Source organism: Streptomyces sp. NPDC058664, assembly GCF_042716635.1.
GTDB lineage: Bacteria > Actinomycetota > Actinomycetes > Streptomycetales > Streptomycetaceae > Streptomyces.
The window spans coordinates 107004-128057 of record NZ_JBHXRW010000009.1 but is presented as its reverse complement, the minus strand read 5'-3'; the positions used below and the strand labels follow the sequence as shown (position 1 = coordinate 128057).

At 72.3% G+C, this 21054-nt stretch carries 16 protein-coding genes and 1 pseudogene; 4 read left to right on the top strand and 13 right to left on the bottom strand.

Translation table 11 applies throughout. The features are described 5' to 3' along the window. Positions 1 to 8 precede the first annotated feature (8 nt). The 3 genes from ACFWUY_RS10290 (at position 9) to ACFWUY_RS10280 (ending at position 3624) form a co-directional block, all read left to right on the top strand. Positions 9 to 1286, top strand: a complete 1278-nt coding sequence (locus ACFWUY_RS10290) for a Gfo/Idh/MocA family protein (protein ID WP_384104882.1) — start codon at positions 9 to 11, stop codon at positions 1284 to 1286. A gap of 296 nt (positions 1287 to 1582) precedes the next feature. Beyond that, positions 1583 to 2893: a family 16 glycosylhydrolase gene (locus ACFWUY_RS10285; protein ID WP_384104879.1), complete on the top strand. Its 1311-nt coding sequence runs from the start codon at positions 1583 to 1585 to the stop codon at positions 2891 to 2893. An 89-nt stretch (positions 2894 to 2982) separates the two neighbouring features. Beyond that, positions 2983 to 3624, top strand: a complete 642-nt coding sequence (locus ACFWUY_RS10280; RefSeq protein ID WP_384104873.1) for a hypothetical protein — start codon at positions 2983 to 2985, stop codon at positions 3622 to 3624. A 128-nt stretch (positions 3625 to 3752) separates the two neighbouring features. Here ACFWUY_RS10280 and ACFWUY_RS10275 read toward each other — a convergent pair whose 3' ends face one another. The 3 genes from ACFWUY_RS10275 to ACFWUY_RS10265 all read right to left on the bottom strand — a co-directional run bounded on the left by ACFWUY_RS10275 (position 3753) and on the right by ACFWUY_RS10265 (position 6797). Next, positions 3753 to 4337, bottom strand: coding sequence for a GNAT family N-acetyltransferase (locus ACFWUY_RS10275; protein WP_384104870.1), 585 nt, complete (start codon positions 4335 to 4337; stop codon positions 3753 to 3755). Between the two features lie 35 nt (positions 4338 to 4372). After that, a complete protein-coding gene (locus tag ACFWUY_RS10270; RefSeq protein WP_384104867.1) occupies positions 4373 to 6004 on the bottom strand; it encodes an ADP-ribosyltransferase domain-containing protein in 1632 nt (543 codons plus the stop codon). Between the two features lie 124 nt (positions 6005 to 6128). Then, a complete protein-coding gene (locus ACFWUY_RS10265) occupies positions 6129 to 6797 on the bottom strand; it encodes a macro domain-containing protein (protein ID WP_384104863.1) in 669 nt (222 codons plus the stop codon). A 304-nt stretch (positions 6798 to 7101) separates the two neighbouring features. Between ACFWUY_RS10265 and ACFWUY_RS10260 the strand changes: the two genes are divergently transcribed. Further along, positions 7102 to 8034: a terpene cyclase gene (locus tag ACFWUY_RS10260; protein WP_384104856.1), complete on the top strand. Its 933-nt coding sequence runs from the start codon at positions 7102 to 7104 to the stop codon at positions 8032 to 8034. Here the strand turns inward: ACFWUY_RS10260 and ACFWUY_RS10255 are convergent. The 10 genes and pseudogenes from ACFWUY_RS10255 to ACFWUY_RS10210 form a co-directional block, all read right to left on the bottom strand. Continuing rightward, positions 8017 to 8730 carry an alpha/beta fold hydrolase gene (locus tag ACFWUY_RS10255; RefSeq protein WP_384104850.1) on the bottom strand — a complete coding sequence of 238 codons (714 nt, stop codon included), beginning with the start codon at positions 8728 to 8730 and terminating at the stop codon, positions 8017 to 8019. The genes ACFWUY_RS10260 and ACFWUY_RS10255 overlap by 18 nt on opposite strands. Positions 8731 to 8789: 59 nt before the next feature. Further along, entirely contained in the window at positions 8790 to 9701 is a 912-nt protein-coding gene (locus tag ACFWUY_RS10250) for an AraC family transcriptional regulator (protein ID WP_384104847.1), read from the bottom strand. Further along, positions 9698 to 10657: an alpha/beta fold hydrolase gene (locus ACFWUY_RS10245; protein WP_384104840.1), complete on the bottom strand. Its 960-nt coding sequence runs from the start codon at positions 10655 to 10657 to the stop codon at positions 9698 to 9700. The genes ACFWUY_RS10250 and ACFWUY_RS10245 overlap by 4 nt, the downstream gene beginning before the upstream one ends. 158 nt (positions 10658 to 10815) lie before the next feature. Then, positions 10816 to 12063 carry a PucR family transcriptional regulator gene (locus tag ACFWUY_RS10240; RefSeq protein WP_384104835.1) on the bottom strand — a complete coding sequence of 416 codons (1248 nt, stop codon included), beginning with the start codon at positions 12061 to 12063 and terminating at the stop codon, positions 10816 to 10818. Positions 12064 to 12203: 140 nt separating this feature from the next. Continuing rightward, on the bottom strand, positions 12204 to 14609 hold the full coding sequence (locus ACFWUY_RS10235; RefSeq protein WP_384104829.1) for an AAA family ATPase: 2406 nt from the start codon (positions 14607 to 14609) through the stop codon (positions 12204 to 12206). 162 nt (positions 14610 to 14771) lie between these two features. Continuing rightward, a pseudogene (locus ACFWUY_RS10230) lies at positions 14772 to 14885 on the bottom strand (alpha/beta fold hydrolase); the annotation flags it as partial. A gap of 132 nt (positions 14886 to 15017) precedes the next feature. Beyond that, positions 15018 to 17783, bottom strand: coding sequence for an ATP-binding protein (locus tag ACFWUY_RS10225; protein ID WP_384104824.1), 2766 nt, complete (start codon positions 17781 to 17783; stop codon positions 15018 to 15020). 17 nt (positions 17784 to 17800) lie between these two features. Next, the gene (locus ACFWUY_RS10220; protein ID WP_384104821.1) at positions 17801 to 18697 is read right to left on the bottom strand and encodes a carbohydrate ABC transporter permease; all 897 of its coding nucleotides are present in this window, start codon (positions 18695 to 18697) and stop codon (positions 17801 to 17803) included. Beyond that, on the bottom strand, positions 18694 to 19659 hold the full coding sequence (locus ACFWUY_RS10215; protein ID WP_384104818.1) for a carbohydrate ABC transporter permease: 966 nt from the start codon (positions 19657 to 19659) through the stop codon (positions 18694 to 18696). Before ACFWUY_RS10215 ends, ACFWUY_RS10220 begins: the two co-directional genes overlap by 4 nt. Then, entirely contained in the window at positions 19659 to 20990 is a 1332-nt protein-coding gene (locus ACFWUY_RS10210) for an ABC transporter substrate-binding protein (protein ID WP_384104815.1), read from the bottom strand. Before ACFWUY_RS10210 ends, ACFWUY_RS10215 begins: the two co-directional genes overlap by 1 nt. Positions 20991 to 21054: the final 64 nt, after the last annotated feature.

Genomic DNA, 21054 nt, shown 5'->3' with positions numbered 1-21054 from the left:
ACCTCCCCATGAGTCAGGACCCCATACCCCCGGATCCGGGCCGGCGACCCCTGCGCCTGCTCCTCGTAGGAGCCGGCGGACGCGGCACCACGTACGCCTCCCACGCCGCGAGCACCGGCCGCGCCGAGGTCACGGCCATCGCCGAACCCGACCGGCGGCGCGCCGAGGAAGCCCTGGCACGCCACCCCGGTGCCGAACTCTTCGACGACTGGCGCGCGCTGGCCGAGCAGGCTCCACCCGCGGACGCGGTCGTCATCGCCACGCAGGACACCGAGCACGTCGGGCCCGCGGTCCGGTTCGCCGAACTCGGCTACCACATCCTGCTGGAGAAGCCGATGGCCACCAGCGAGGAGGACGCCCGGCGCATCACCGCCGCGGTGCTCGACGCCGGCGTCATGCTGGCCGTCTGCCATGTGCTCCGCTACACCCCCTACACGGTCGGGGTGAAGGAGATCGTCGACTCCGGGCGGCTCGGTGACGTCGTCAGCGTCGAGCACCTCGAGCCCGTCGGCTGGTGGCACCAGGCCCACTCCTACGTGCGCGGCAACTGGAGGCGCGAGGACCAGGCGACCCCGATGCTCCTCGCCAAGTCCTCCCATGATCTCGACTGGATCTCCTACATCGTCGGAAAGCCCGTTCGCAAGGTCTCCTCGTTCGGCTCCCTCATGCACTTCCGCCCTGAGAACCGCCCCGCGGAAGCGACCGACAACTGCCTGGACTGCCCCGTCGAACCCACCTGCCCGTACTCCGCGAAGCGCCTCTACCTCGGTTGCCTCGGCGATCCCGACAGGGAGCGATGGCCCCTGTCCGCCGTCACTCCCGCCCGTACGGTCGAAGGCGTGGAGCAGGCCCTGCGCGAAGGCCCGTACGGGCGCTGCGTCTATGCCTGCGACAACGACGTCGTCGACCACCAGGTCGTCAACCTCGAGTACGAGGGCGGCATCACCGCTTCGTTCACGATGACCGCGTTCACCCCGTTCACCCACCGCAAGACCCGGATCTTCGGAACCCGCGGTTCCCTGGACGGCGACGGCGTCAACGTGACGGTCACCGACTTCGTCACCGGTGAGGAAGAGACCCTCGCGCTCGGCGTGGACGGACCGGACGCGGGCAGCGGGCACGGTGGAGGGGACGCGCGCCTCGTCGACGCCTTCCTCGACGCCGTCGTCCACGGAGACGCGGACAGGATCCTCTCGGACCCCGTCACCAGCCTGGAGAGCCACCTGACGGCCTGGGCCGCGGAGAAGTCCCGCCGCACCGACACGGTCCAGAGCGTGGGGAACTGACCGCGCAGCGGGGTCACCGCCCAGCGGCCGGCCTCGTGGCTCACCGCCGGGTTTCCCGCCGACGACTCGAGGCCGCACCTCGCCACGCCCTGTGTCACTCGGCCCCTCGATCCCGGTCCGGGTGGTCCTTCCCCGCCACCCCGGCCGGCCCTCCGGTCCGGCAGCGGACGCTCCGTCCGCACCCGAACCGGGCCTCGTACCCGGGTCCTGGGCGCCGCACGAAGCCTCGCGCCTCACTCGCCCCGGTCCGGTCCGCCATGCACCACCTCCACCCCCATCCCCGAAGGGAAAGCGTCATGGCCGCATGTTCCCGCACCACCCTGCCGGGCGGAACCGGCAGATGCCGGTCGATCGTCCACGCCGCCGTCGCCGGCACGCTCGTGGCAACCGGCCTCCTGCTGCCCGCCGCGGCGCACGCCGCGGACACCCCGCCCAACCCGGCCACGAAGTCCGGCTACACCCTGGACTTCCAGGAGGAGTTCGACGGAACCTCGCTCGACACGGGCAAGTGGCTGCCGTCCTACCTCCCGCACTGGACCTCCACGCCGCAGAACGCCAAGGCCCGCTACACCATCGCCGACGGCGTGCTCACCGAGCGGCTCGACGCCGACACCCCCGCCTGGAACTCCCGGTACGACGGCACGGTGAAGATCTCCAGCATCCAGTCCTACAACAAGGACTGGTGGCACAAGTTCAACTCCTCCATGCCGAACGACCACCACGAGCCGGACTTCGACGGCTACTCGACCAAGTACGGCTACTTCGAGATCCGCGCGAAGATGTCGAACGTCGGCGGCGGCGGCCACCAGGCGTTCTGGCTGGTCGGAACGGAGGACACCAGCAGCGCCTCGGCCAACTCCGAGATCGACTTCGTCGAGACGTTCTTCTCCAAGCCGAACAACTGGCGCATCGCCGCCTACGGTTGGGGCGACCCCGACTTCCTCAGTTCCTGGTACTCGTCCGACACCGCCGTGCCCAGCGGCAGCCCCACCTCCGAGTACCACGTCTACGGCATGGACTGGACGCCGACCCAGCTCAAGTTCTCCTACGACGGCCAGCTGTACAAGATCGTCAACGACGCGCCCAACATGGCCATGGGCATGATCCTCGGCATCTACACCGACGCCGGGTCCGGCGTTCACAACGACGTCTGGCCCAAGACCTGGAACGTCGACTACATCCGCGTCTTCAAGGACGACGACGGCTACGCCGAGGGCTACCAGCGGATCAAGAACCATCAGACCGGCCAGTACGCGCACATCGAGAACAAGACCGGCAACGTGCAGTACGGCGCCACGCCCAGCAGCTGGTGGAGCTCCCACTGGAGCAGGGAGGCCACGGGCGACGGCTTCACCCGCTACCGGAACCGGTGGACGGGTGAGTACATGCACACGACCACCACGGACACCGTGGTCCATCACGGTGCCCAGCCGGTGACCGCGACCGGAAGCCACTGGACCGAGGAAACCGTCTCCGGCTACAAGCGCCTGAAGAACCGGGCCGCCGGCACCTACGCCCACACCGAGAACGCCACCGGCAACCTCCAGCACGGCACCGTCCCCAGCACATGGTGGACCAGCCAGTGGAACTTCGAGCCCGCCTCCTGACCGAGAGGACGACTCCGCGCCGGCTCGGCGCGGTACGCGGTGCGGGCCACGACCGAGTGGCCCGCACCACCCGACACAGCGGAGACACCATGTTCACGAGAAGAGCCTCCCTGCCTCTGGTCGCGGTCCTCTTCGCCGCCGGATGCACCACCGCCGCCACTCCGGGCGGGACCGCGCCCACGCGGGCCGACCTTTCCGGTCAGTCCCTCTGGCACGTCATCGACAAGGACGGCGGGACCCTCACCCAGCTCCCCGACGACGACGCCACCGTCACGGCCGTACGCAGGACGGTGGTCCTCCACTCCGGCGTCGTCGACAACCGCGACCACCGCACCATCGAGGAGAGCGCCGCCCAGGAGTTCACCTTCTACGACAAGGGGTTCGCCGGGAAGCTCCGCTCGCAGCAGTACGAGAAGAAGCTCGCCGAACTCTTCACGGGCAACGCCCTGGCCACCCGTCAGACCGGCGTCGCCTGGTACAAGTCCACTTTCCCCCGGGACATGACGACGGCGAAGGTCGAGATGGACACCGTCATCACGTTCACGGCGGCGGACCGGAACTTCCTGGACTCCCACAAGTTCGCGCTCGGCAAGCCCTACACCCAGCACCGGACCGTCAACCTGGCCAAGATCGCCGGGAAGTGGACCATCGTCGCCATCCAGAAGGGCCCCCTCGCCCCCCAGGACGGGGCACCCGGAGGGTCCGGAGGAAGGACCGGTGGCCTCTCTTGACGCCCACGCACGTGATAGCCGTTGACGTCGGCGGTACCGGCATCAAGGCGAGTCCGATGGACGACGCGCTGCGCTCCGACGCCGTCCTGCGCGGCGTCGGACACCTGCGGCAATGGCTCTCGGGCCTGCTACTTCAGGGAGAGCCACATGTCGACGCTCTCGATCCCCCGTTCGCGAAAGACTCCGGCCGGCTTGAATCCCGCCTTCTCGTAGGCGCGGATCGCCCGGGCGTTGGAGGTTCGGGTACCGCCGAAGAGGATGACGTGTCGGCATCCGCGCCGGCGCAGGATGTCGAGCGCCCCTTTGAGCAGCTCGGTTCCGAGACCGTTGCCCTGCAAATGATCGGCGACGACGGGGGCGATGCGGCAGTCCGCGCCGTCCTCGATGGTCCACCCGCGCTCCCGGTAACGCGCCTTCTCGCCGTCCGGGATTGCGAACTGGGCCAGCAGATACGCCACCACGCGATCGTCACGGGCATCCGCCAGCACGAAACGCAGGGCGGTCGGGTCGTCGAGAGCGGCACAGATCCGCTCCGCTTCGGTCCGGTCGAGCGGGTGTGGGCTGTAGCGCTCCCTGGTCTCCGCCGAGAGTGCTTCGAGGAATTCCCCGAAACCGGAGGCGTCTTCGCTCTTCAGGGCACGCAGGATGGCGACAGCACCATTGATCCCGGTGACCGGCCTCGCGAGGAACGGGTGCGCGATGGATTCATCCATACCGGGCAGCGTAACCAACCTGCCCGGATGACTTCTCAGGACACCAGCCCCTGGCCTTCCAGCTCGGCCAGCCGTACGGTGCACAGGCCCCCGCGCTCGGCCTTCACCTCCGTCACCTTCAGCTGTGTGCCGGGCGCGAGGATGTACTCCTCCTCGCCCGTGAACGCGGAGAACCGCCGGATCCCCACGGCCCGCGCCGGCGTCACCTCGAACAGGGTCCGCCTGCCGCGGTTCCCGAGGAACGCCCGGGCCACACCGAGCTCGGACGTGCACGACGACACGCCCCACCATGTCACCGTCCGGCCCACCGGATACTGGGACCGCAGGTCCAGCGCCACACCGCGCCACAACGGCTCCGTCCGCGCCGGCAGCGCCGCCACCGCCGAGAACAGCAACCGCAGGTAAGGCAGGTACGGCACCAGCCGCTCCCGGTCCGCGGACCTCAGCACGGCGTTGATCTCGCGGTAGAACGCCGATTCGCACGTGTAGAGGTACAGCGCCGAGATCGCGTCGGCGGAGAGCCCGTCGGCACCCGCCGCGACCTTGGCCTCCCCGAACCGGCTCGACCGCTCGATGTGCCCGTCCAGGCCGACGAGTACTCGTGACACCGGGTCGACGGCCTTCCGGAAGTCCATCAGCGGCGTGTCGAACACCCCGGTGACCGGCGGCAGGACGAGCCCCTCGTCCTTGACGCTGGTGAGCCGCTCCAGATACAGCTGGTGCAGCTCCATCGTGGACGCGATGAACGCCCCCATCCGCTCCGCGACACCATCGTCCTGCGCGCCGCCGGCGCCCGCCGTCTCCCGGTCCCAGCCCTTCCGGGGCAGCCAGTCGACCGGCTCGGCCCCCACCGCCGCCAGGGCGTCGTTCACCTGGGCGAAGTGGCCCCCCTCGCAGAAGATGTCCCCCTGCGCCGCCGGGTTCGGGTGGTCCAGGTGCCGGACCTCGACCCCCGGGTACTTCTTCTCCAGGCGCTGGACGACGCGCTTCAGGCTGCGGGCGTGCGCGCCCCACCAGGCGAAGACCACCCCCCGGTCCTCCTCCTCGGCGTCCTGCTTCGCCCGGAGGATCTCCTCGACGATCTGCTCGGCCACCGGCCGCCAGAACGAGGTGTGCCGGTCGGTCGGCATCGCCCCGTCCGTGCTCGCCGTGAGCGACGCGTTCAGCAGGAGGACGCCCTGGGTGAGCATCGCCTGGAACCACTCCGGCGGCTGGACCGTGTCCTCCTTCTTCAGCAGGCTCCGGATGTCGGCGATCGGCGTCTTCTTGACGATGCCGTACTTCCACATCGCGGCGGCCTTGATGATGCAGCGGATGCTGACCACCCGGCCGAACTGGCTGTCCTTCCAGTCGTTGAAGGTGTTGTCGAACATCGCGATGCCGGTCGCGCTCTCCGCCCGCGGATACGGGTTCTGTCCGAAGACCACCACCTTCCACTTCTGCGGCGGGTGCGGCTTCAACGCCTGGAACGTCAGCTCGCGCACCGGCACCACCTCCGGGCTGCGCTTCGGGCCGATGAAGTCGGCGGCTCCCGGCTGCGCCTCGATCACCGGGCCGAGAAGCGGCAGCCACGGCTCGCCGCCGCCGGTGAACAGCTCGGCCAGACCCAGCGGGTCCCCTGCCGGGGCACCCTTCTCGTCCGGGGTGGGAACGTCGGCTTCGTTCACGAGGGCTGGACTCCCGTCACTCGAACCGGACGGCCCCTCGGGCGCGCCGGACTGCTGATCGGACGCGGTGGCGTCCTCACCGGTCTTCCCGCCCTGTGCGGTGCCGGTCTGTGGGGTCTTCGGGTCAGTGGCGAAAGGAAGGCCGCCGCGGCACGGTGATCCGGACCCGCCGCGCGGACCCCGCTCCCTCGATGTCGTCGAGCTGGCCCAGCACCGCGGCCCGGAGCTCGTCGTAGTCCGTGAACCCGTGGTCGTGGAACAGGGTGTAGCCCGTCCACATCAGGTTGGCGCAGACCCGCGCGGGCACCCGCCCCGTCTGCGCTCCCATCCCCACGAGCGCCACCGACCGGATGCTGCCGGGCTCCGCCCGGTTCTGCAGGTGCACCGCCTGGAACGCGGCCGCGCACGCCAGCGCCACGTTCATCGTCTCGCTGATGTTCTGCGAGGACTGCCGCATGGTCGGCGTCGAGATCAGATACCGCGGTACGGCCGCTCCTGACGGGACGCACACCGCGCTGCCCACCGGCAGGCTTCCGCCGAACCGGTCGCGTATCGCCCGCTGCACCCGCACCTGGACGCCGGCACCGAGGTGCCGCTTGACGACGCCGTCGACACCGCCGTCCATCCGGCCCCGCGCGTTGGTCGGGGACACCCACGCGTCCACGTCGACATCGAGCAGGGAACCCCGCCGGATCTCGACCCCGGGCGTGTCCGCGAACGCGGACCGCCAGGCCGCCACGACCTCCTCGTTGACATCGACGAGGACCACCCTCAACGCATGTGCGACACCCACGAGTTCGCTCCTTCCGCACCGTCTCTCGAACACGTCCCAAGCTATCGGCCACCACTGACAACGCCGTCGTGGCGGACCGACAACCGCCTGGTCAGGGGGCGGCCGCGCGGGCACGAGGGCGCCGAGCGGTCCAAGTGACTCCCCCGGCGTCCCTGGCAGTTGATGATCAAGTCCAGTACCCTTTCGATCGCGCCGGGGTGCGTTGGGCGATCACCCGGGGTCAACGCCTGGGGGTCCAGTGTTCAACGCCGCGATGCTCGATCTGCCGTTTCCACCGCGCAGCAATCCGAACCAGAGATCCGTCGTGCCGCTCCACCGGGACTGGCTGCTCCGGAACGAAGGGCTCGCCGGTGTCGTCGACCCGGCGTCGTACGACCGGTGGGACGTGCCCCGTCTCGCCGCGTTCACCAGCCCCGACTGCGCGACCGACGACCTCGTCCTCGCCGCGGACCTGCTCAGCTTCTACTTCTTCTTCGACGACCGGTTCGACTCGGACCTCGGCCGGGCCCCGGCACGGGTGGCGGAGGTCAGCGCCCGTCTGACGGCCCTCATGCACGGCGACGGCCCCGCGCCCGAGGCCCGTACCCCCGTCGAGCAGGCCTTCGCCGACCTCTGGGAGCGCAGTCTGCGCGGCATGTCCGCGCGGTGGCGCGCCCGGTCCGCCTACAACTGGGAGTGGTACTTCGCCTGCCATCCCGCCGAGGCCGCGGGCCGGCTCTCCGGACGGCTCCCGGACCGCGAGGGGTATCTGGCGCTCCGCCGGGGCACGGCCGCCATGGAGACCCTCTTCGACATGGTCGAGCGGCTCAACCGGTTCGAGCTGCCGCAGGAGGTGCTGCACCACCCGGTCCTCCGTCGCATGCGTCAACTCGCGGCCGACATACCGTCGTTCACCAACGACGTGCACTCCTACGCCCAGGAGCTCGCCCGGGGCGACGTGGCGAACATGGTGATGATCGTCCGCGAGGAACTCGGCGGCACCCCCGAGGAGGCGGCCGTCCAGGTGATGCGCGAGGCCCAGGCGATGGTCGACCGCTTCGTGGAGCTGTCGGCGCAGGTCCCCGAGGTGTGCGACCTCCTCGGCCTCTCCCCTGCCGCGCGCGAGGCCGCCCGCCGGTACGTCGACGGCCTCGCCGCCTGGATCGCCGGCTACCACCGCTGGGAGATCGACACCGGCCGTTACGGGAACCGAGCCGCTACGGAAACCGAGCCGCCGCGGTCAGCGCGTCGCCCGTAGCGCGTCCCTGATCAGAGCGGCGACCTCGCTGGGCTCGGACAGGGGGACGGCGTGGGAGGCGTCCGGCAGCTCGACGACGACCGCTCCGGCCCGCCGGGCGCCGAAGCGCTGGACCTCCGGGTCGATCACGCGGTCGGCGCCGGCCACCAGGGCCCAGGACGGCTTCGCCCGCCAAGCGGCGGCGGAGCACGTACCGGTGAAGGCCGCGAGGGCGAGGGGCCGTTGGGTCGCCGCCAGCACCCTCGCGACGTCCGCGGCCACGTCCGCGGCGACGACCGCCGGAAAGGCCTCCTCCTCGATGGTGACCTCGACGGCCGCGTCCCCGCCGGCGAGCGGGTACGTCCACTCCTTCAGGCTGCTCGTCGACGGGGTTCTCGCGAAGCGTCCCCGGAGCTCGTCGAGGGTCTCCCCCTCGTGGGGGACGTACGCGGCCACGTAGACGAGTCCCAGGACGTTCTCCGCGATGCCCGCCACGGTGATCAGCGCGCCTCCGTAGGAGTGGCCGACGAGCAGGACGGGCCCGTCGATCTGGGCGACGACGGAGGCGACGTAGGCGGCGTCGGAGGCGAGACCGCGCAGCGGGTTCGGCGGGGCGACCACCGGGATGCCGCGGCTCTGCAGCTCCGAGACGACGCCTATCCAGGTCGCCGCGCCGACGAAGGCACCGTGCACGAGGACGACTGTGGGGACGGTCATGACACCCCACGGTAGGGCCGGAGGGGCGCCGTCCGTTGCCCACCGGCGCACCCGCCCCGTCATGTCAGCGCACGTCCGCCCGCGAACTCGCCTACCGGGGCTTCCTCTTGGAGGGGAGCGAAGGCCGAGGCCGCCAGCGACTGCCATTCCCGGGGGGACATGCCGTACGCGCCCCGGAACGTCCGGCTGAAGTGCGAGGGGCTGCTGAAGCCCCAGCGGCGCGCCACCGAGGCCACGGTGAACCTCCGGTGGGACCGGCCCAGTTCGATCCTGCACGATTCGAGCCGACGGCTCCGCACCCATTGGCTCACCGTGGTGCCGTCGTTCTGGAAGAGCTTGTGCAGGTAGCGGACGGAGATGTGGTGGGCCCGTGCGATCGACTCCGGTGTGAGGTCCGGGTCCATCAGATGCCCTTCGACGTACGCCCGGATCCGGGACAGCGTCTCCGCGCCGACGCCCTGCGCGTCGGCCGCGTCGTCGGCCGCGTCCGTCTCCAGGAGCTCGACGACCAGGACGGAGAGGAGGTGGACGGCCGTCCGGGCGAGCCGGTCCCCCGGCGCGGACCTGTGGGGCCGCGTCTCGGTGGCGAGCTCGGTGGCGAGCGAGGTCAGGAAGCCGGAGACCAGCGCCCCCAGCCCTTCGCCGCCGCTCACCGGCACCCCGAGGACCCGGTCCAGTTCCGGCCCCGTGACTCCCGGATGGCAGCGGGGTATCCGGAAGAAGACCATCTGGCAGTCGTCGCCGAAGCGCAGCAGGTGGCGCCGGGCCGGGTCGCAGAAGACCAGGTCGTTCGGCTCCAGGGGACGCGCGGTCCCCTGCCGGACGCTCATGACCGGCCCGCGGACGTGCATGCCCAGGTAGAGGTGGTTTCCGTCCTCCCTTCCCGGCGTTCCCGGCATTCCGGGGAGGACCTGAACGAGCCGTTCGGGGTCGGAGGACGCCGGCGCGGGGGACGGCAAGGAGGGGTTCACGGGTGCTCCAGAGCGAACGGTTCTTCATGGATGTGCCGGGCGGACCCGCCGGTCACGCGCCGGGCGCGCGCCTCGGGCACCTCGGGTGCCTCGGGTGCCTCGGGTGCCTCGGGTGCCTCGGGTGCCTCGGACAGGAACTTCTCCACCACCGCGTTGAAGGCGGGCGGGTTCTCCAGGAACGGGAAGTGCGAGTTCGCCACGTCGGAGGGGAAGACGTGCAGACGCGCACCGGGGATCTGCCCGGCGACGAACCGCTGCGAATCGGGGTGCACATGGCTCCCCTCGCAGCCGATCACCAGGGTCGGCACGTCGATCCTGGGAAGGACGTCGCGCCAGTCCTGGGCGCAGTGGTCGAACAGCAGGGGCACGCCGGCGTAGGCGGGTGTGGCGGTGATCTGCTCGGCGACGAAGGCGAGCACCTCCGGGTCGGGGTCGCCGGAGAACATGCCGCGTACGAAGCCGGCGCGCACCTCGTCGCCGCCCGGCGCCGCGAGCGCGGCGCCCAGGGCGAGGAGGTCCGGGACGTCGAAGATGGCGCCGGAGTCCCGCCGCTCCCGCTCGGTGGTCCAGGGAACGGCGGCCACGGCCGCCGGCTGGTCGACGGCGACGAACCGCCGGATCCGTCCGGTGCCGTACTGGTCGATGAAGCTCCACCACACCGAGACGCCCATGGACCAGCCCAGCGCGTCGAACCGGCCGAGCCGCAGGTGGTCGACGAGTTCGAGGACGTCCCGGGAGAGGCGGGCGACGCGGTAGCCGTGCCGAGGCTTTCCGGACAGCCCGTGGCCCCGCAGGTCGACGGTGACGACGCGACGGCCGGGGGCCAGGCCCGCGACCTGGTGGCGGAACATCTCCTGTGTCTGGCCCCAGCCGTGCAGCATCACCAGCGGAACGCCCTCGCCACCGCTGTCTCGGTACGCGAGGCGTGTCCCGTCCGTCGTGATGATCTCCCGCATGTGTGCTCCCCGTTCACGGGCCGGCCGTCGGGCCCGCCTCGTCTCTGACATCTTCGGATGCGGCGTGTCGCAGCCACCACCGCGTGCTGTAGGAATCGGGCGGCGGATCCTCCTCGCTCTGTCGAAGCGGTGAGGGCCCGCCGCGGGGCCGGGCCGTCTCACACGGGCGCGTCGTCGCCCGTGGCGAGGAGTTCCTCGATCCTGAGCCCGAGGTGCAGGGTGAGACGGTGGGCGCCGTCGTCCAGGTCGAGTCCGGTGATCTCCTGGATCTGGCGCAGGCGGTAGTAGAGCGACGTGCGGTGGAGTCCCAGGGCCTCCGCGGTCCTGGGGATCGATCCGGCGTGTTCGAGGAAGCTCCGCAGGGTCTCCCGCAGCCGGTCGCCGCCGTGGGCCTCGCCGAGGGTGCGGAGGGGCTCCGGAACGAGGGACGCGTTCAGTGCGTGCTCGGGGAGTTGGAGGAGGACGGCGAACTCCCCGAGACGGTCCCAGTCGCCCGTGCTCCTCAAGGACGGCAGCCGGCGCGCCGCACGGGCCGCCACGAGCGCCTGCTCGTACGAGGTCCGGGCGTGGTGCAGTCCCAGGTGCCGTCCGCCGACTCCGATCACGGGGGCGGCCGACGGGTCGAGGAACGTGTGGAGTTCGTCGAGGATGCGGCCGGACTGGGCGGCGATCTCGTCCGGGCCGGGGGGCCGGTCGCGCAGCTGGAGCAGGACGGCCCGCTCCTGGTCGATCGCGATGACGCCCTGCGCCCCGCGCGTCCGCCGGAAGCCTTCCAGGGCCGCCCAGAGTGCCGCCTCGGACTGCCGTACGGGTTCCGTGCCGCGGTTCAGCCGGACGAGGGTGACCAGGACGTGCTCCGCCACCCCGAGCAGTCCGAGTTCCACGGCCCGCCGGCGTGCGGCGGTCCGCGTGGCGACGTCGGCGTCGGTCAGTTCGAGGACCAGCGTCCGCTCGTCGCTCTTGCGGGTGTCGGCGGCGAGGTGTTCGCCGTACATCTGGGCGGCCATGGCGTCGGCGGCCCGCGCGATGGCCTCGGTCTCCCCCTCCCCGAGTTCCTTCCCCGGCACGACCACCATGAGGAGGCCGAGGAGGTGTCCGCGCTCGCGCAGCGGTACGACGTAGCGGGGCAGCAGTCCGAGATCGTCGCGGCCGTCGATGAATCCGGGTCTCGGCCACCGGGCCACTCCCTGGGCGAGCACGTACCGCACGGCCGCGTTGTCGGCGCGGCCCTGCAGCAGGGTGCCGATGCGTACCGGGTCCTCGTCGCCGAAGTGGCGGCTCGTGCAGATCATGCGGACCAGCGGATCGTCGACCGCGACGGACCGCCCCAGCCTCTCCGCGAGTTCGTCGACCAGCGCCTGTAGCTCCGGGCTGCCGGGACGGGCTCGTTGGGGCCTCACGGTCATGCGCTGTTCCTCTCTCGACCACCTGCTCCCCGCGGATCGGCTCTCCTTGCCGCGGCTCTTGATCATTCTGAGGAAGCGACGACGTCGGCACATCGCACGAATCGTCCATTGGTACGGCGGTGGTGAGGGATACGAAGCGATCACTCTCCGCTGTCGCGGGTCTCCACCAGCCGGGTCAGCTCGCCGCGCGAGGTGATGTCGAGCTTGGTGAAGGCGCGGCGGAGGTGCGAACCCACGGTGTGCGGTGAGAGGGAGAGGTGCTCGGCCACCTGTGGGTTCGTCAGCCCCCGGGCCACCAGCCGGGCCACCCGGACCTCCGCCGCCGTCAGTTCCGGCCACCGCGCGTCCTGTCCCGCCGGCGAGGGCCGCCTGCGGAGGCCCGCGGCCCGCAGGCGCCGGTGGACGCGCGCGACGTCCCGCTCGGCCCCCGCCCGCGTGTAGAGGGCGAGGGCCTTCTCCAGGTACGGCACCGCTTCGGACTTCCGGGTGGCGGCGAGCTTCCGGCCGGTGTCCTCGAGGGCCGACGCCCTGGCCAGCGGCCGGGGGCCGTCCTCGTGCAGCAGGACCGCGCGCCGGAGGTGTCCGAGGCTGTTGTCGAGCAGCCCCCGGGCGTGCGCGGCGGTGGCGGCGAGGAGCGTGGAGCCGGGGTCGAGCTCGGCCCGCCGTTCGGCCGCGCGGACCGCCGGCGCGGCCCGGTCGTGGATGCCGGCCCGCAGGGCCATGCGGACGAGGACGGGAAGGTCGGCGGGATCGACCGGGCCGACGGGGAAGGCGGGCTCTCCGGCCTGTGCGGCCATCACCTCGTCGAGTGCGGCCACGGCCCGTTCGGGCAGGCCGTCGAAGTCGGCCGCCAGCGCGAGCATCCAGGCGCCGACGGTACGGACGCGTGGCGTGCCGGCGCTCCGTGCCCGCCGTGCCTCCGACGCGTACCTCCGTACGGCCCGCCCGTCGTCGGTGTGGATCGCGACGCGCATCATCGTGTGGTGGAACGTGATGTCGGCGAAGTCGCCCCGGCCGAGCCCGTCCACCGGCTCGGACGCGGCTTCCGCGGCGGCCCGGGCGTCCGCAGGCCGCCCGGCCTCCAGGAGGGCCCGGGTGCGGTTCATGAGCCACGTGCGGGTGACCGCGTCCTGGCCCGGCCGCCCGAGCGGCGGGACCGTCCCGGCGGCCTCCTCCGCTCCTTCCGGGACATCGTCGGCGGTGGGTTCCGGTGCGTCGGCGGCAGTGGGTTCCGGGGTGCGGGGGCGCGGGGGCGCGGCCGCTCCGGGAGCGGTGGTCGGGAGTTCCGCCGCGGCGGTACGCGGCCGGCCGGGTCCCGTCCTGTCGCGGGGGCCCGTCTTGCCACCGGGTTCCGTACCCTCGCTGGGCCCCGTGCCACCGGGTTCCGTGCCCTCGCCGGGTCCTGTGCCGTCGGCCGGTGGCGCGGAGGGTTCGGCTCGCGGGCCCTCCGGCCGGACTTCGGCGGCGTGCCGTCGCAGCGTACGGAGCAGGGAGGGGGAAAGTCCGGCCTCGACCGCCTCGCGGACCACCTCGTGGCGGAACGCCAGGCGGTCGGCGCGTTCGGCCAGGAGATCCGATTCGAGGGCCTCCCGCACCGCCGTGATCAGCGCCGCCGGTGGTCTGTCGAGCAGCTCCGCCAGCAGGCCCACGGTGACCGGGCGGCCCACGGCGGCGGCCGTTTCCACCAGTTCGCGGGCCGCTTCGGACAGCTGGTCGAGGCGGCGTCCGACGGAGGGCAGCCGCCGGGAGGGGAAGGCGCCGGGCGTCAGCCCGGCCGTGCCGTTCTCGATGGTCACGAGATCCTCCTCCCTCAGTGCGTCGAGCAGCTCCACCAGCAGCAGCGGCACACCCTCCGCGCGGTCGGCGACGCGCAGGACGTCGGGGCCGGGGACCGCGCCGAGGACGTCCTCGGTGATCCGCGCCATCGCCCGGTCCCCGAGGGGTCCCAGCGTCAGCTCGTGCGCGCCGGCCTGCCGGATCCGGTCGAGGGTCGTGCGCACGCCCGGCGGTACGGCTCCGCCGCGCACGGTCACGAGCCACAGGACCCGGTGCGACGCGAGTGCGGCCGCGACGGTGTGGAAGGCGAGAAGGGTGAGGTCGTCGCACCACTGGAGGTCGTCGAGCAGGATGAGCAGCGGCCTGTCGCGGGCCGCCTCCCGCAGTCGGTCCGCGAGTTCCTGGAGCAGCCAGAACCGCTGTCCGGGTGTCGCGGCGAGGTCGCGGATCCGGGCGGCGTCCGGGAGCGGTTCGCCCCCGGAGAGGAGCCCTTCGAGAAGCGGTCCGAGCGGCACGAACTGTGCGTCGGGATCCGCCCTCCCGTGGAGGACGCGCGTCCCGCGCCGTTCCGCGGACGCCGACGCCTCCAGGAGGAGCCTCGACCTGCCGCTGCCCGCGGGGCCTTCGACCCGGACGATGCCGCCCTCGCCGCGGGCGAGCGCGTCGAGCCGCGCCTCGACGAACGCGAGTTCCGCCTCCCTGCCGCGGACCGGTGTCCTCGCCCGCTCGGGGTCCTCGGGGCGAGGCCATGTCGTCAGCCATGTCGTCAAGGGGGCACGCTCATTCCGCCGGCCGGGGCCGCACGGGACGGGGCTCGGTCCGCGCGCGGTACGGCGGAACAGTATGAGGCATGGCCCCGTCGCCCGGCCGGGGGGCGGCGCTCCGGCCGGAGCGCGGCCCCCTCACGGCGGGGTGCGGGATGTCACTCGATAGTGGCCGTCGAGCGGGAAGCCGTGGATGAGGACGACCGGCCGGCCGGTGCCGTGGTCCTCGTAGTACAGATCGACGGGGGTGGTGTTCTCCTGGCCCACGGTGATGCACGGCATGAAGTGTCTCCTCGGTTCGGGTCGGCCGCACCGCACTCGGCACGGCACGGCACTGGACGCCGTCACGCTACGGTCGGCACGACACCACCTGTTGCCGCGCCGCGCACCACGCCTTGCCCGGGAACGTAGTGCTCACCGGCGCGGCGGTGCCGGGGACCGGCCGCCGGGCGGGTGCCCGGCGGAGGCCACGGCGGTGTCGGTCTCCGCCAGGACGAGCCGGGTCAGCTGGACCCTCGAGTTGACCGAGAGCTTGCGGAAGACCGCCGCCAGATGGGTGTTGACCGTGTGCGGGGAGACGACGAGGTGGGCCGCGGCGGACCGGTTGGTGTGGCCGGCGGCGATCAGCCGGGCGACCTTGCGTTCCGAGGTGGTGAGCGCGTCCCAGCCCTGGCCGGGGCGCGGGCGGGACGCGGTCCGCCGGCCGGGGCGGGTCGGGGCCCGGTCCTGGCCGGTGCGGACCCTGTCGGCCTCGAAGGCGGCGCCGGCCCGTGCGTACGTCTCGTACGCCCTGGTCAGTGCGGGTGTCGCGGCGGTGTCGCCGGTGGCGAGCAGCGCCTGCCCGAGGTCGGCGGAGGCCGCCGCGAGGTGCAGGGGGCGTGGCCCGGTCAGGAGGATCCGTACGGCCTGTTCCAGAAGTCCGCGGTCGGCGTGCACCAGGGCTGCCGTGTGGGCGGCGAGTCCGCGTGCGGTCGGGACGGCGGGGTTACGGGAGGCGTGTCCGGCCGCCTGGGCCGCGAGGTCCTCGGCGAGGGCACGGTCTCCGGCGCGGAGGGCGATCCGTACGGCTTCGACGAAGTGGACGCGCAGGAGCCTCCACCGGGCGAAGGGGTGGTCGCGCTGGGCGGACCGGATCCGTGCGGCAGCGGTCGCGTGGTCTCCGGCGGCGTCGGCGAGCAGGGCCTCCAGGTACTGGTGGACGGCGTGGTTGCCCTTGTTCGGCCGGTCGGCCACCGCCGCCCTGACGACGTCCAGGTGTTCCCGCGCCGTCGCGCGGTCGCCGCGCAGCAGCGCGATGTGCCCCCGGTGGACCCGGGTGTTGACGAGGTTCGCCGGCACGCCGACGTCCGCTTCCAGTCGCTCGACGGTGACGAGGTCGGCTTCGGCGTCGTCGAGCCGTCCGAGCCCCAGATTCAGGTTTCCCTGGGCCCACATCAGCATCGCGGGGCGGGGTGGTTCGTCGCCCGCCGTCCGCAGCAACAGCCGGACCGAGTCGAAGTCGTCCAGGTGGACCCGGGCGACGGCCTCCTCGGGCAGGAAGGCCGCGTCGAAGGCGTTCAGCGCCGTGTGGTGCTCGACGGCGGCGGCGCAGTCCCCCGCGTTGAGGGCGATCTCGCCGAGGCCCCACAGCGCGAGGACACGGGCCTCCCGGTCGCCCGCCCGCTCCGCGGCGGCGAGCGCCCGCTCCCCGGTCGCCCGGGCGGCCGCGAGGTCGTGTCCGCGTGACCGCGCCAGTGCCTGCCGCGCGGTCAGCCGGGCCGAGATCGCCGGGTCGGTGACGACGGCCAGCGCGGCCGTCGTGCGGCGGGTCAGCTCGTGGATGTCGTCGAGGTGCCACAGGGTGTCGCCGAGTACGGACTGCAGGCGGGCGAAGACGTCCAGGGGCGGCTGTCGGGCGAGGAGCGCGTCCCCGGTCTTCCGCGCCGTGGTGTAACGGCCCGCGCGGGTCAGCGCGGTGACGGCCTGCTCTCCCACGTCGAACGCCGAGGGCGTGTGGGGCGGTACGAGCTCCAGGGCGCGCAGGGACAGGTCGGCGGCGAGGTCGGGCATGACGGGGAGGACGTCCGCGGCGGCCCGGCCGAGCAGCGCGACCGCCTCGTGATCGCCGGGTTCGGCGCTCTTCAGCAGGTGCGGTACCGCGTCGGCGGAGGTCCGGCCGGCCGTGACGAGGCGGCTCGCCGCCTCCCGGTGCAGGGCCCGTCGGGCGGAGGGCGCGAGGTCGGCGTACACCGCCTGGCGGAGCAGGTCGTGGCGGAAGGCGAGGCGTTCGCCGTCGTCGTCGAGGAGCCCGGCGGCCATCGCCTCGTCGAGTTCGCCGATGAGCCCGGCGGCGGGCCTGCCGCAGAGGGCGGCGGCGTCGGCGAGGGAGAAGGCGCCTCCCAGGACCGAGCCGACGCGCAGGAATTCGAGGGTGCCGGGCCGGAGCGCGGCCAGCCTGCCGCGGACGCCGAGCACCAGCCGCTCCGGTGGTCCGGATCCGTCCTCCGTGTCCGACGCCGCGATGCCCGCGAGCACCTCGGTCGCGAGGAACGGGTTGCCGCCCGCCCCGTCGAGGAGGCCGGTGGCCTTCTCCGGTACGTCCCCGCCGAGCACGTCGTGCGCCAGCTCGGCGAGGGCCGCGCCGGACAGCGGCCGCAGGGGGATCGTCGTCGTCCGCGGCCCGTCCCCGCGGAGGCCGGGGTCCTCCCGGCCGGCGAGGAGCCAGAGGACCGGGGAGCCGGCCAGTCGGGCCGGCATGACGTCGAGTGCGAACCGGCTGAGCGGGTCGGTCCACTGGACGTCGTCGATGGCGATCAGGGTGGGCGTGCCCGCCGAGCGTTCCTCGATCAGCTGGGCCAGCCGTTCGACGAGCCAGATGCGCTGGTCGTGGTGGCCGGCGAGGTGGGCGAAGTCCGCGGCGGCGAGCAGCGGCGGGTCGCCGTGCAGGAGGCCCGAGGCCAGCGAGGCGAGCGGCGCGAGCTCGTGCAGCTCCTCGGCACGTCCCCGGCTGACGGTGAACCCGTGGGAGCGCGCGATCGAGACGGTCTCGGCGAGCAGTACGGTCTTCCCGATGCCCGACTCGCCCAGGAGCAGGGCGACGGCGCCGCCCTCGCCGTCGCGCACCGCCTCCACCAGGGCGCGCAGCCGCTCCAGTTCGGCTTCCCTGCCCCGCAGTCCGGGCCTGCTCGGTCGTGGTCCCATGGTCTCCTCCTCGGGGTTCATCCCTTGAGGGAGCCGGCGAGCAGGCCCCGGGCGAAGCGGCGCTGGAGGGAGAAGAAGACGAGCAGCGGGACGGACGCCGACACGAAGGCTCCGGCGGTGAGCCGCTGCCACTCGTCGCCGCGCGTCCCCGCCAGCGCCGCCAGTCCGACCGTCATCGGCGCGGTCTCGGACGTTCCCCCGGACAGGGTCAGTGCCACGAGCAGGTCGTTCCACACCCAGACGAACTGGATGACCGCGAAGGTGAGCAGGGCCGGGCGGGCCAGCGGCAGGACGATCCTGAGCAGTGTGGTCGCGTGCGACGCGCCGTCGACGCGGGCGGCCTCGATGAGGTCCCGGGGAAGTCCGGCGAGGAAGTTGTGGAGCAGGAACACCGCGAACGGCAGCGCGAACACCGTGTGGGCGAACCAGACGTGACCGAACCGGGCCGGTCCGGTGAGGTGCCAGGCCGGCAGGAACAGCCAGCCCTGGGAGAAGAACTTCAGCAGGGGGACGAGGGCCATCTGGAGGGGCACGATCTGGAGCGCGAAGGCGCCGACGACGAGCGCGTCGCGCCCCTTGAAGTCGATCCACGCCAGGGCGTAGGCCGCGAAGAACGCGAGGACGAGGGGGAACAGCACCGAGGGGAGGGTGATGACGATCGAGTTGACGAGGTGCTCGGCGAGCCGCCCCGACGCGTTCCCGCCGCCGGACAGCACCTCGCCGTAGTTGTCGAGGGTGACGTGCGGCGCGCCGAGCACGGTCCACCAGCCCGTCGTCCTGATCTCGTCCTCGGGACGGAACGAGGAGAGGAGGAGGCCGAGGGTCGGTGTGGTCCAGAGGACCGCGATCACCACGGCGGTCGCCGAGAAGGCGCGGGAGGAGAGACGCTCCCGTACGCCGCTCATCCCGCTCATCCCGCCCTCCGGTGCGCTCGGATCCGGAGGGCGGCGACGGGGGTGACGAGCAGGAAGAGGAGGACGGCGAGCGCCGCGCCCCGGCCCGTCCGGCCGTAGCGGAAGGCCTGGTCGTACATCTCGTGGGCGACGACGGCCGTGTCGAAGTGGCCGGCGGTCATGGTCTTGACGATGTCGAACGTCTTGAAGGTGGCGGTCACCTCGGCGAGGAGCACGACGAGCAGCGTGGGCCGGATCGACGGGACGGTGATGTGCCGGAAGACCCGGCGGGGTGACGCGCCGTCGAGCCGGGCCGCCTCGGTGATCTCGTCGGGTACGGCGTCGATCGCGCCCGCGAGCAGGACGGCCGCGAAGCCCACCTGGGTCCACACCATCGTCACCATGAGGAGCAGGACGTTCCAGGGGGATTCCACGAGCCACTGCCTCGGTTCGCCGCCGAACACCACGACCAGCTGGTTCAGGAGTCCGATCTGCTCCGCCTCCGCGGGCCGGTAGGCGTAGACGAACTTCCAGACGAGGCCGGCGCCGACGAAGGAGATCGCCATCGGCAGCAGGACGAGGGACAGGGCGAGCGCTCTCCACCGCGACCGGACGACGGCCGCCGCGTAGAGCAGACCGACCGCCGTCACCAGCGGGGGTACGAGGATCACCCACGCCAGGGTGTTGCGCAGCGCGACGAGCGCCTCGGGGTCGGTGAACATCCACACGTAGTTGCCGATCCCGAACCCCGTCCCTCCCCCGTCGTCCGTGAACGACAGCAGCAGGGTGCGCAGGGCGGGTACGAGGAGGCCGGCGGTGAGCAGCAGCAGAGCGGGGGCGAGCAGCAGGAAGGCCGCGCCCCGCCGCCGTGCGGGGCCCCGGTGCAGCGCCAGCAGGATCAGCCCGACCACCGCCGTGAACGCGGCCACGCCCTGGAGGAGGTGCAGCAGCTTGGGCTGCTGGGCGACGACGTCGAACGGCATCAGGGGCTCGGCCAGGACCGTTCGACGGAGCGGGCCACCCGCTCGGTGTCCTTGCCGGTGATCCAGTCGACGGCTCCCTTCCAGAACGTTCCCGCGCCGACCGCGGCGGGCATCTGGTCCGAGCCGTCGAACCTGAACCGCGTCCGGGGGTCCTGGAGCAGCTGGATCGAGCGCCTGTCGACCGGGTTGGCGGCGTTCGCCGGATCCACGCCCTTGTTCGCCGAGACGAACGGGCCCTTCGCCATCCGGGCGTTCGCGAAGTCGGCGGTGGCCAGGTACTCCTGGAAGGCACGGACCTCGGGGCGGTCGGAGAACGCCGCGGCGAACACCCCGCCGCCGAGTACCGGACGGTCGGCCGCGTCGGTGCCCGGCAGGAGGAAGGCGAAGACGTCCTCGTCCGGTCCGATCCCGGTGCCGTCGGGCCAGTGTTCGGCGTAGAACGAGGCCTGGCGGTGCATGGCGCAGTCGCCGGAGAGGATCGGCGTGCCGGCCTCCTGGTAGGCGATCGAGGCCATCGAGCGGGCGGGGCCGTAACCGCCGTTGGCGTACCGGTCGTTCTTGAGGAGGGATCCCACGGTGTCCATGGCCCGGATCACCCGCGGGTCGTCGAACGGGATCTCGTGGGCGACCCACCGGTCGTAGACGTCCGCCCCCTGCTGGCGCAGCAGGACGTCCTCGATCCAGTCCGTCAGGGGCCAGCCGGTCGCCTCACCGGATTCGACACCGGCGCACCACGGCTTGGTCCCCGAGGCCGCGATCCTCTCCGTCAGGACCATGAGTTCGGCCCAGGTGCGGGGGACGCTCAGTCCCCTCTCCCGGAAGAACACCGGTGAGTACCAGACGAACGACTTCACGTTCGCGACCAGGGGCGTGCCGTAGAGGGTGCCGTCCACGGTCGCGTAACGGTTCCAGTCGTCCGACCAGCCCTGTCGTGCCAGGGCCTCGACGCCGGCGCTCGCGGGCTTGAGGCTCCCGGCGCGCGCGAAGCGTGCCAGCAGTCCGGGCTGGGGGAAGAACGCGACGTCGGGTGCGCTTCCGCCCTCGACCCGGAGCTGGATCCGGGTCTCGAACTCCCCGTCGCCCTCGTACCGGACGTCGATGCCCGTGCACTCCGCGAAGTCCGCCCAGGTCTCTTCGAACAGATCGGCTTCCCGTTCCCGGTTCGGGGCGTAGACGGTGACCTCGGTGCCGGTGTGCTCGCCGTACCGCGCGTAGGGGCCGCAGTCCGTGGCCTCGTGGGACCGCGGACCGCCGTCGTGCGGGGCTCCGCAGGCGGTGACCGTGACGGCCAGGGTGGTGACGGCGAGCGCGAGCCTCGCGCCGAACCTCATGGGTGTGCTTCCTCCGTTCGCCTCCCGAGTGCTCTCGGAGGACGACCCGAAGCTACCAGCGCTC

Excerpts from the sequence above, each read along its gene's own strand:
- ACFWUY_RS10285 (WP_384104879.1), top strand. The coding sequence starts at position 1,583 with ATGGCCGCATGTTCCCGCACCACCCTGCCGGGCGGAACCGGCAGATGC.
- ACFWUY_RS10275 (WP_384104870.1), bottom strand. The coding sequence starts at position 4,337 with ATGGATGAATCCATCGCGCACCCGTTCCTCGCGAGGCCGGTCACCGGG.
- ACFWUY_RS10290 (WP_384104882.1), top strand. The coding sequence starts at position 9 with ATGAGTCAGGACCCCATACCCCCGGATCCGGGCCGGCGACCCCTGCGC.
- ACFWUY_RS10220 (WP_384104821.1), bottom strand. The coding sequence starts at position 18,697 with ATGAGCGGGATGAGCGGCGTACGGGAGCGTCTCTCCTCCCGCGCCTTC.
- ACFWUY_RS10280 (WP_384104873.1), top strand. The coding sequence starts at position 2,983 with ATGTTCACGAGAAGAGCCTCCCTGCCTCTGGTCGCGGTCCTCTTCGCC.
- ACFWUY_RS10255 (WP_384104850.1), bottom strand. The coding sequence starts at position 8,730 with ATGACCGTCCCCACAGTCGTCCTCGTGCACGGTGCCTTCGTCGGCGCG.
- ACFWUY_RS10225 (WP_384104824.1), bottom strand. The coding sequence starts at position 17,783 with ATGGGACCACGACCGAGCAGGCCCGGACTGCGGGGCAGGGAAGCCGAA.
- ACFWUY_RS10240 (WP_384104835.1), bottom strand. The coding sequence starts at position 12,063 with ATGACCGTGAGGCCCCAACGAGCCCGTCCCGGCAGCCCGGAGCTACAG.
- ACFWUY_RS10245 (WP_384104840.1), bottom strand. The coding sequence starts at position 10,657 with ATGCGGGAGATCATCACGACGGACGGGACACGCCTCGCGTACCGAGAC.
- ACFWUY_RS10215 (WP_384104818.1), bottom strand. The coding sequence starts at position 19,659 with ATGCCGTTCGACGTCGTCGCCCAGCAGCCCAAGCTGCTGCACCTCCTC.
- ACFWUY_RS10210 (WP_384104815.1), bottom strand. The coding sequence starts at position 20,990 with ATGAGGTTCGGCGCGAGGCTCGCGCTCGCCGTCACCACCCTGGCCGTC.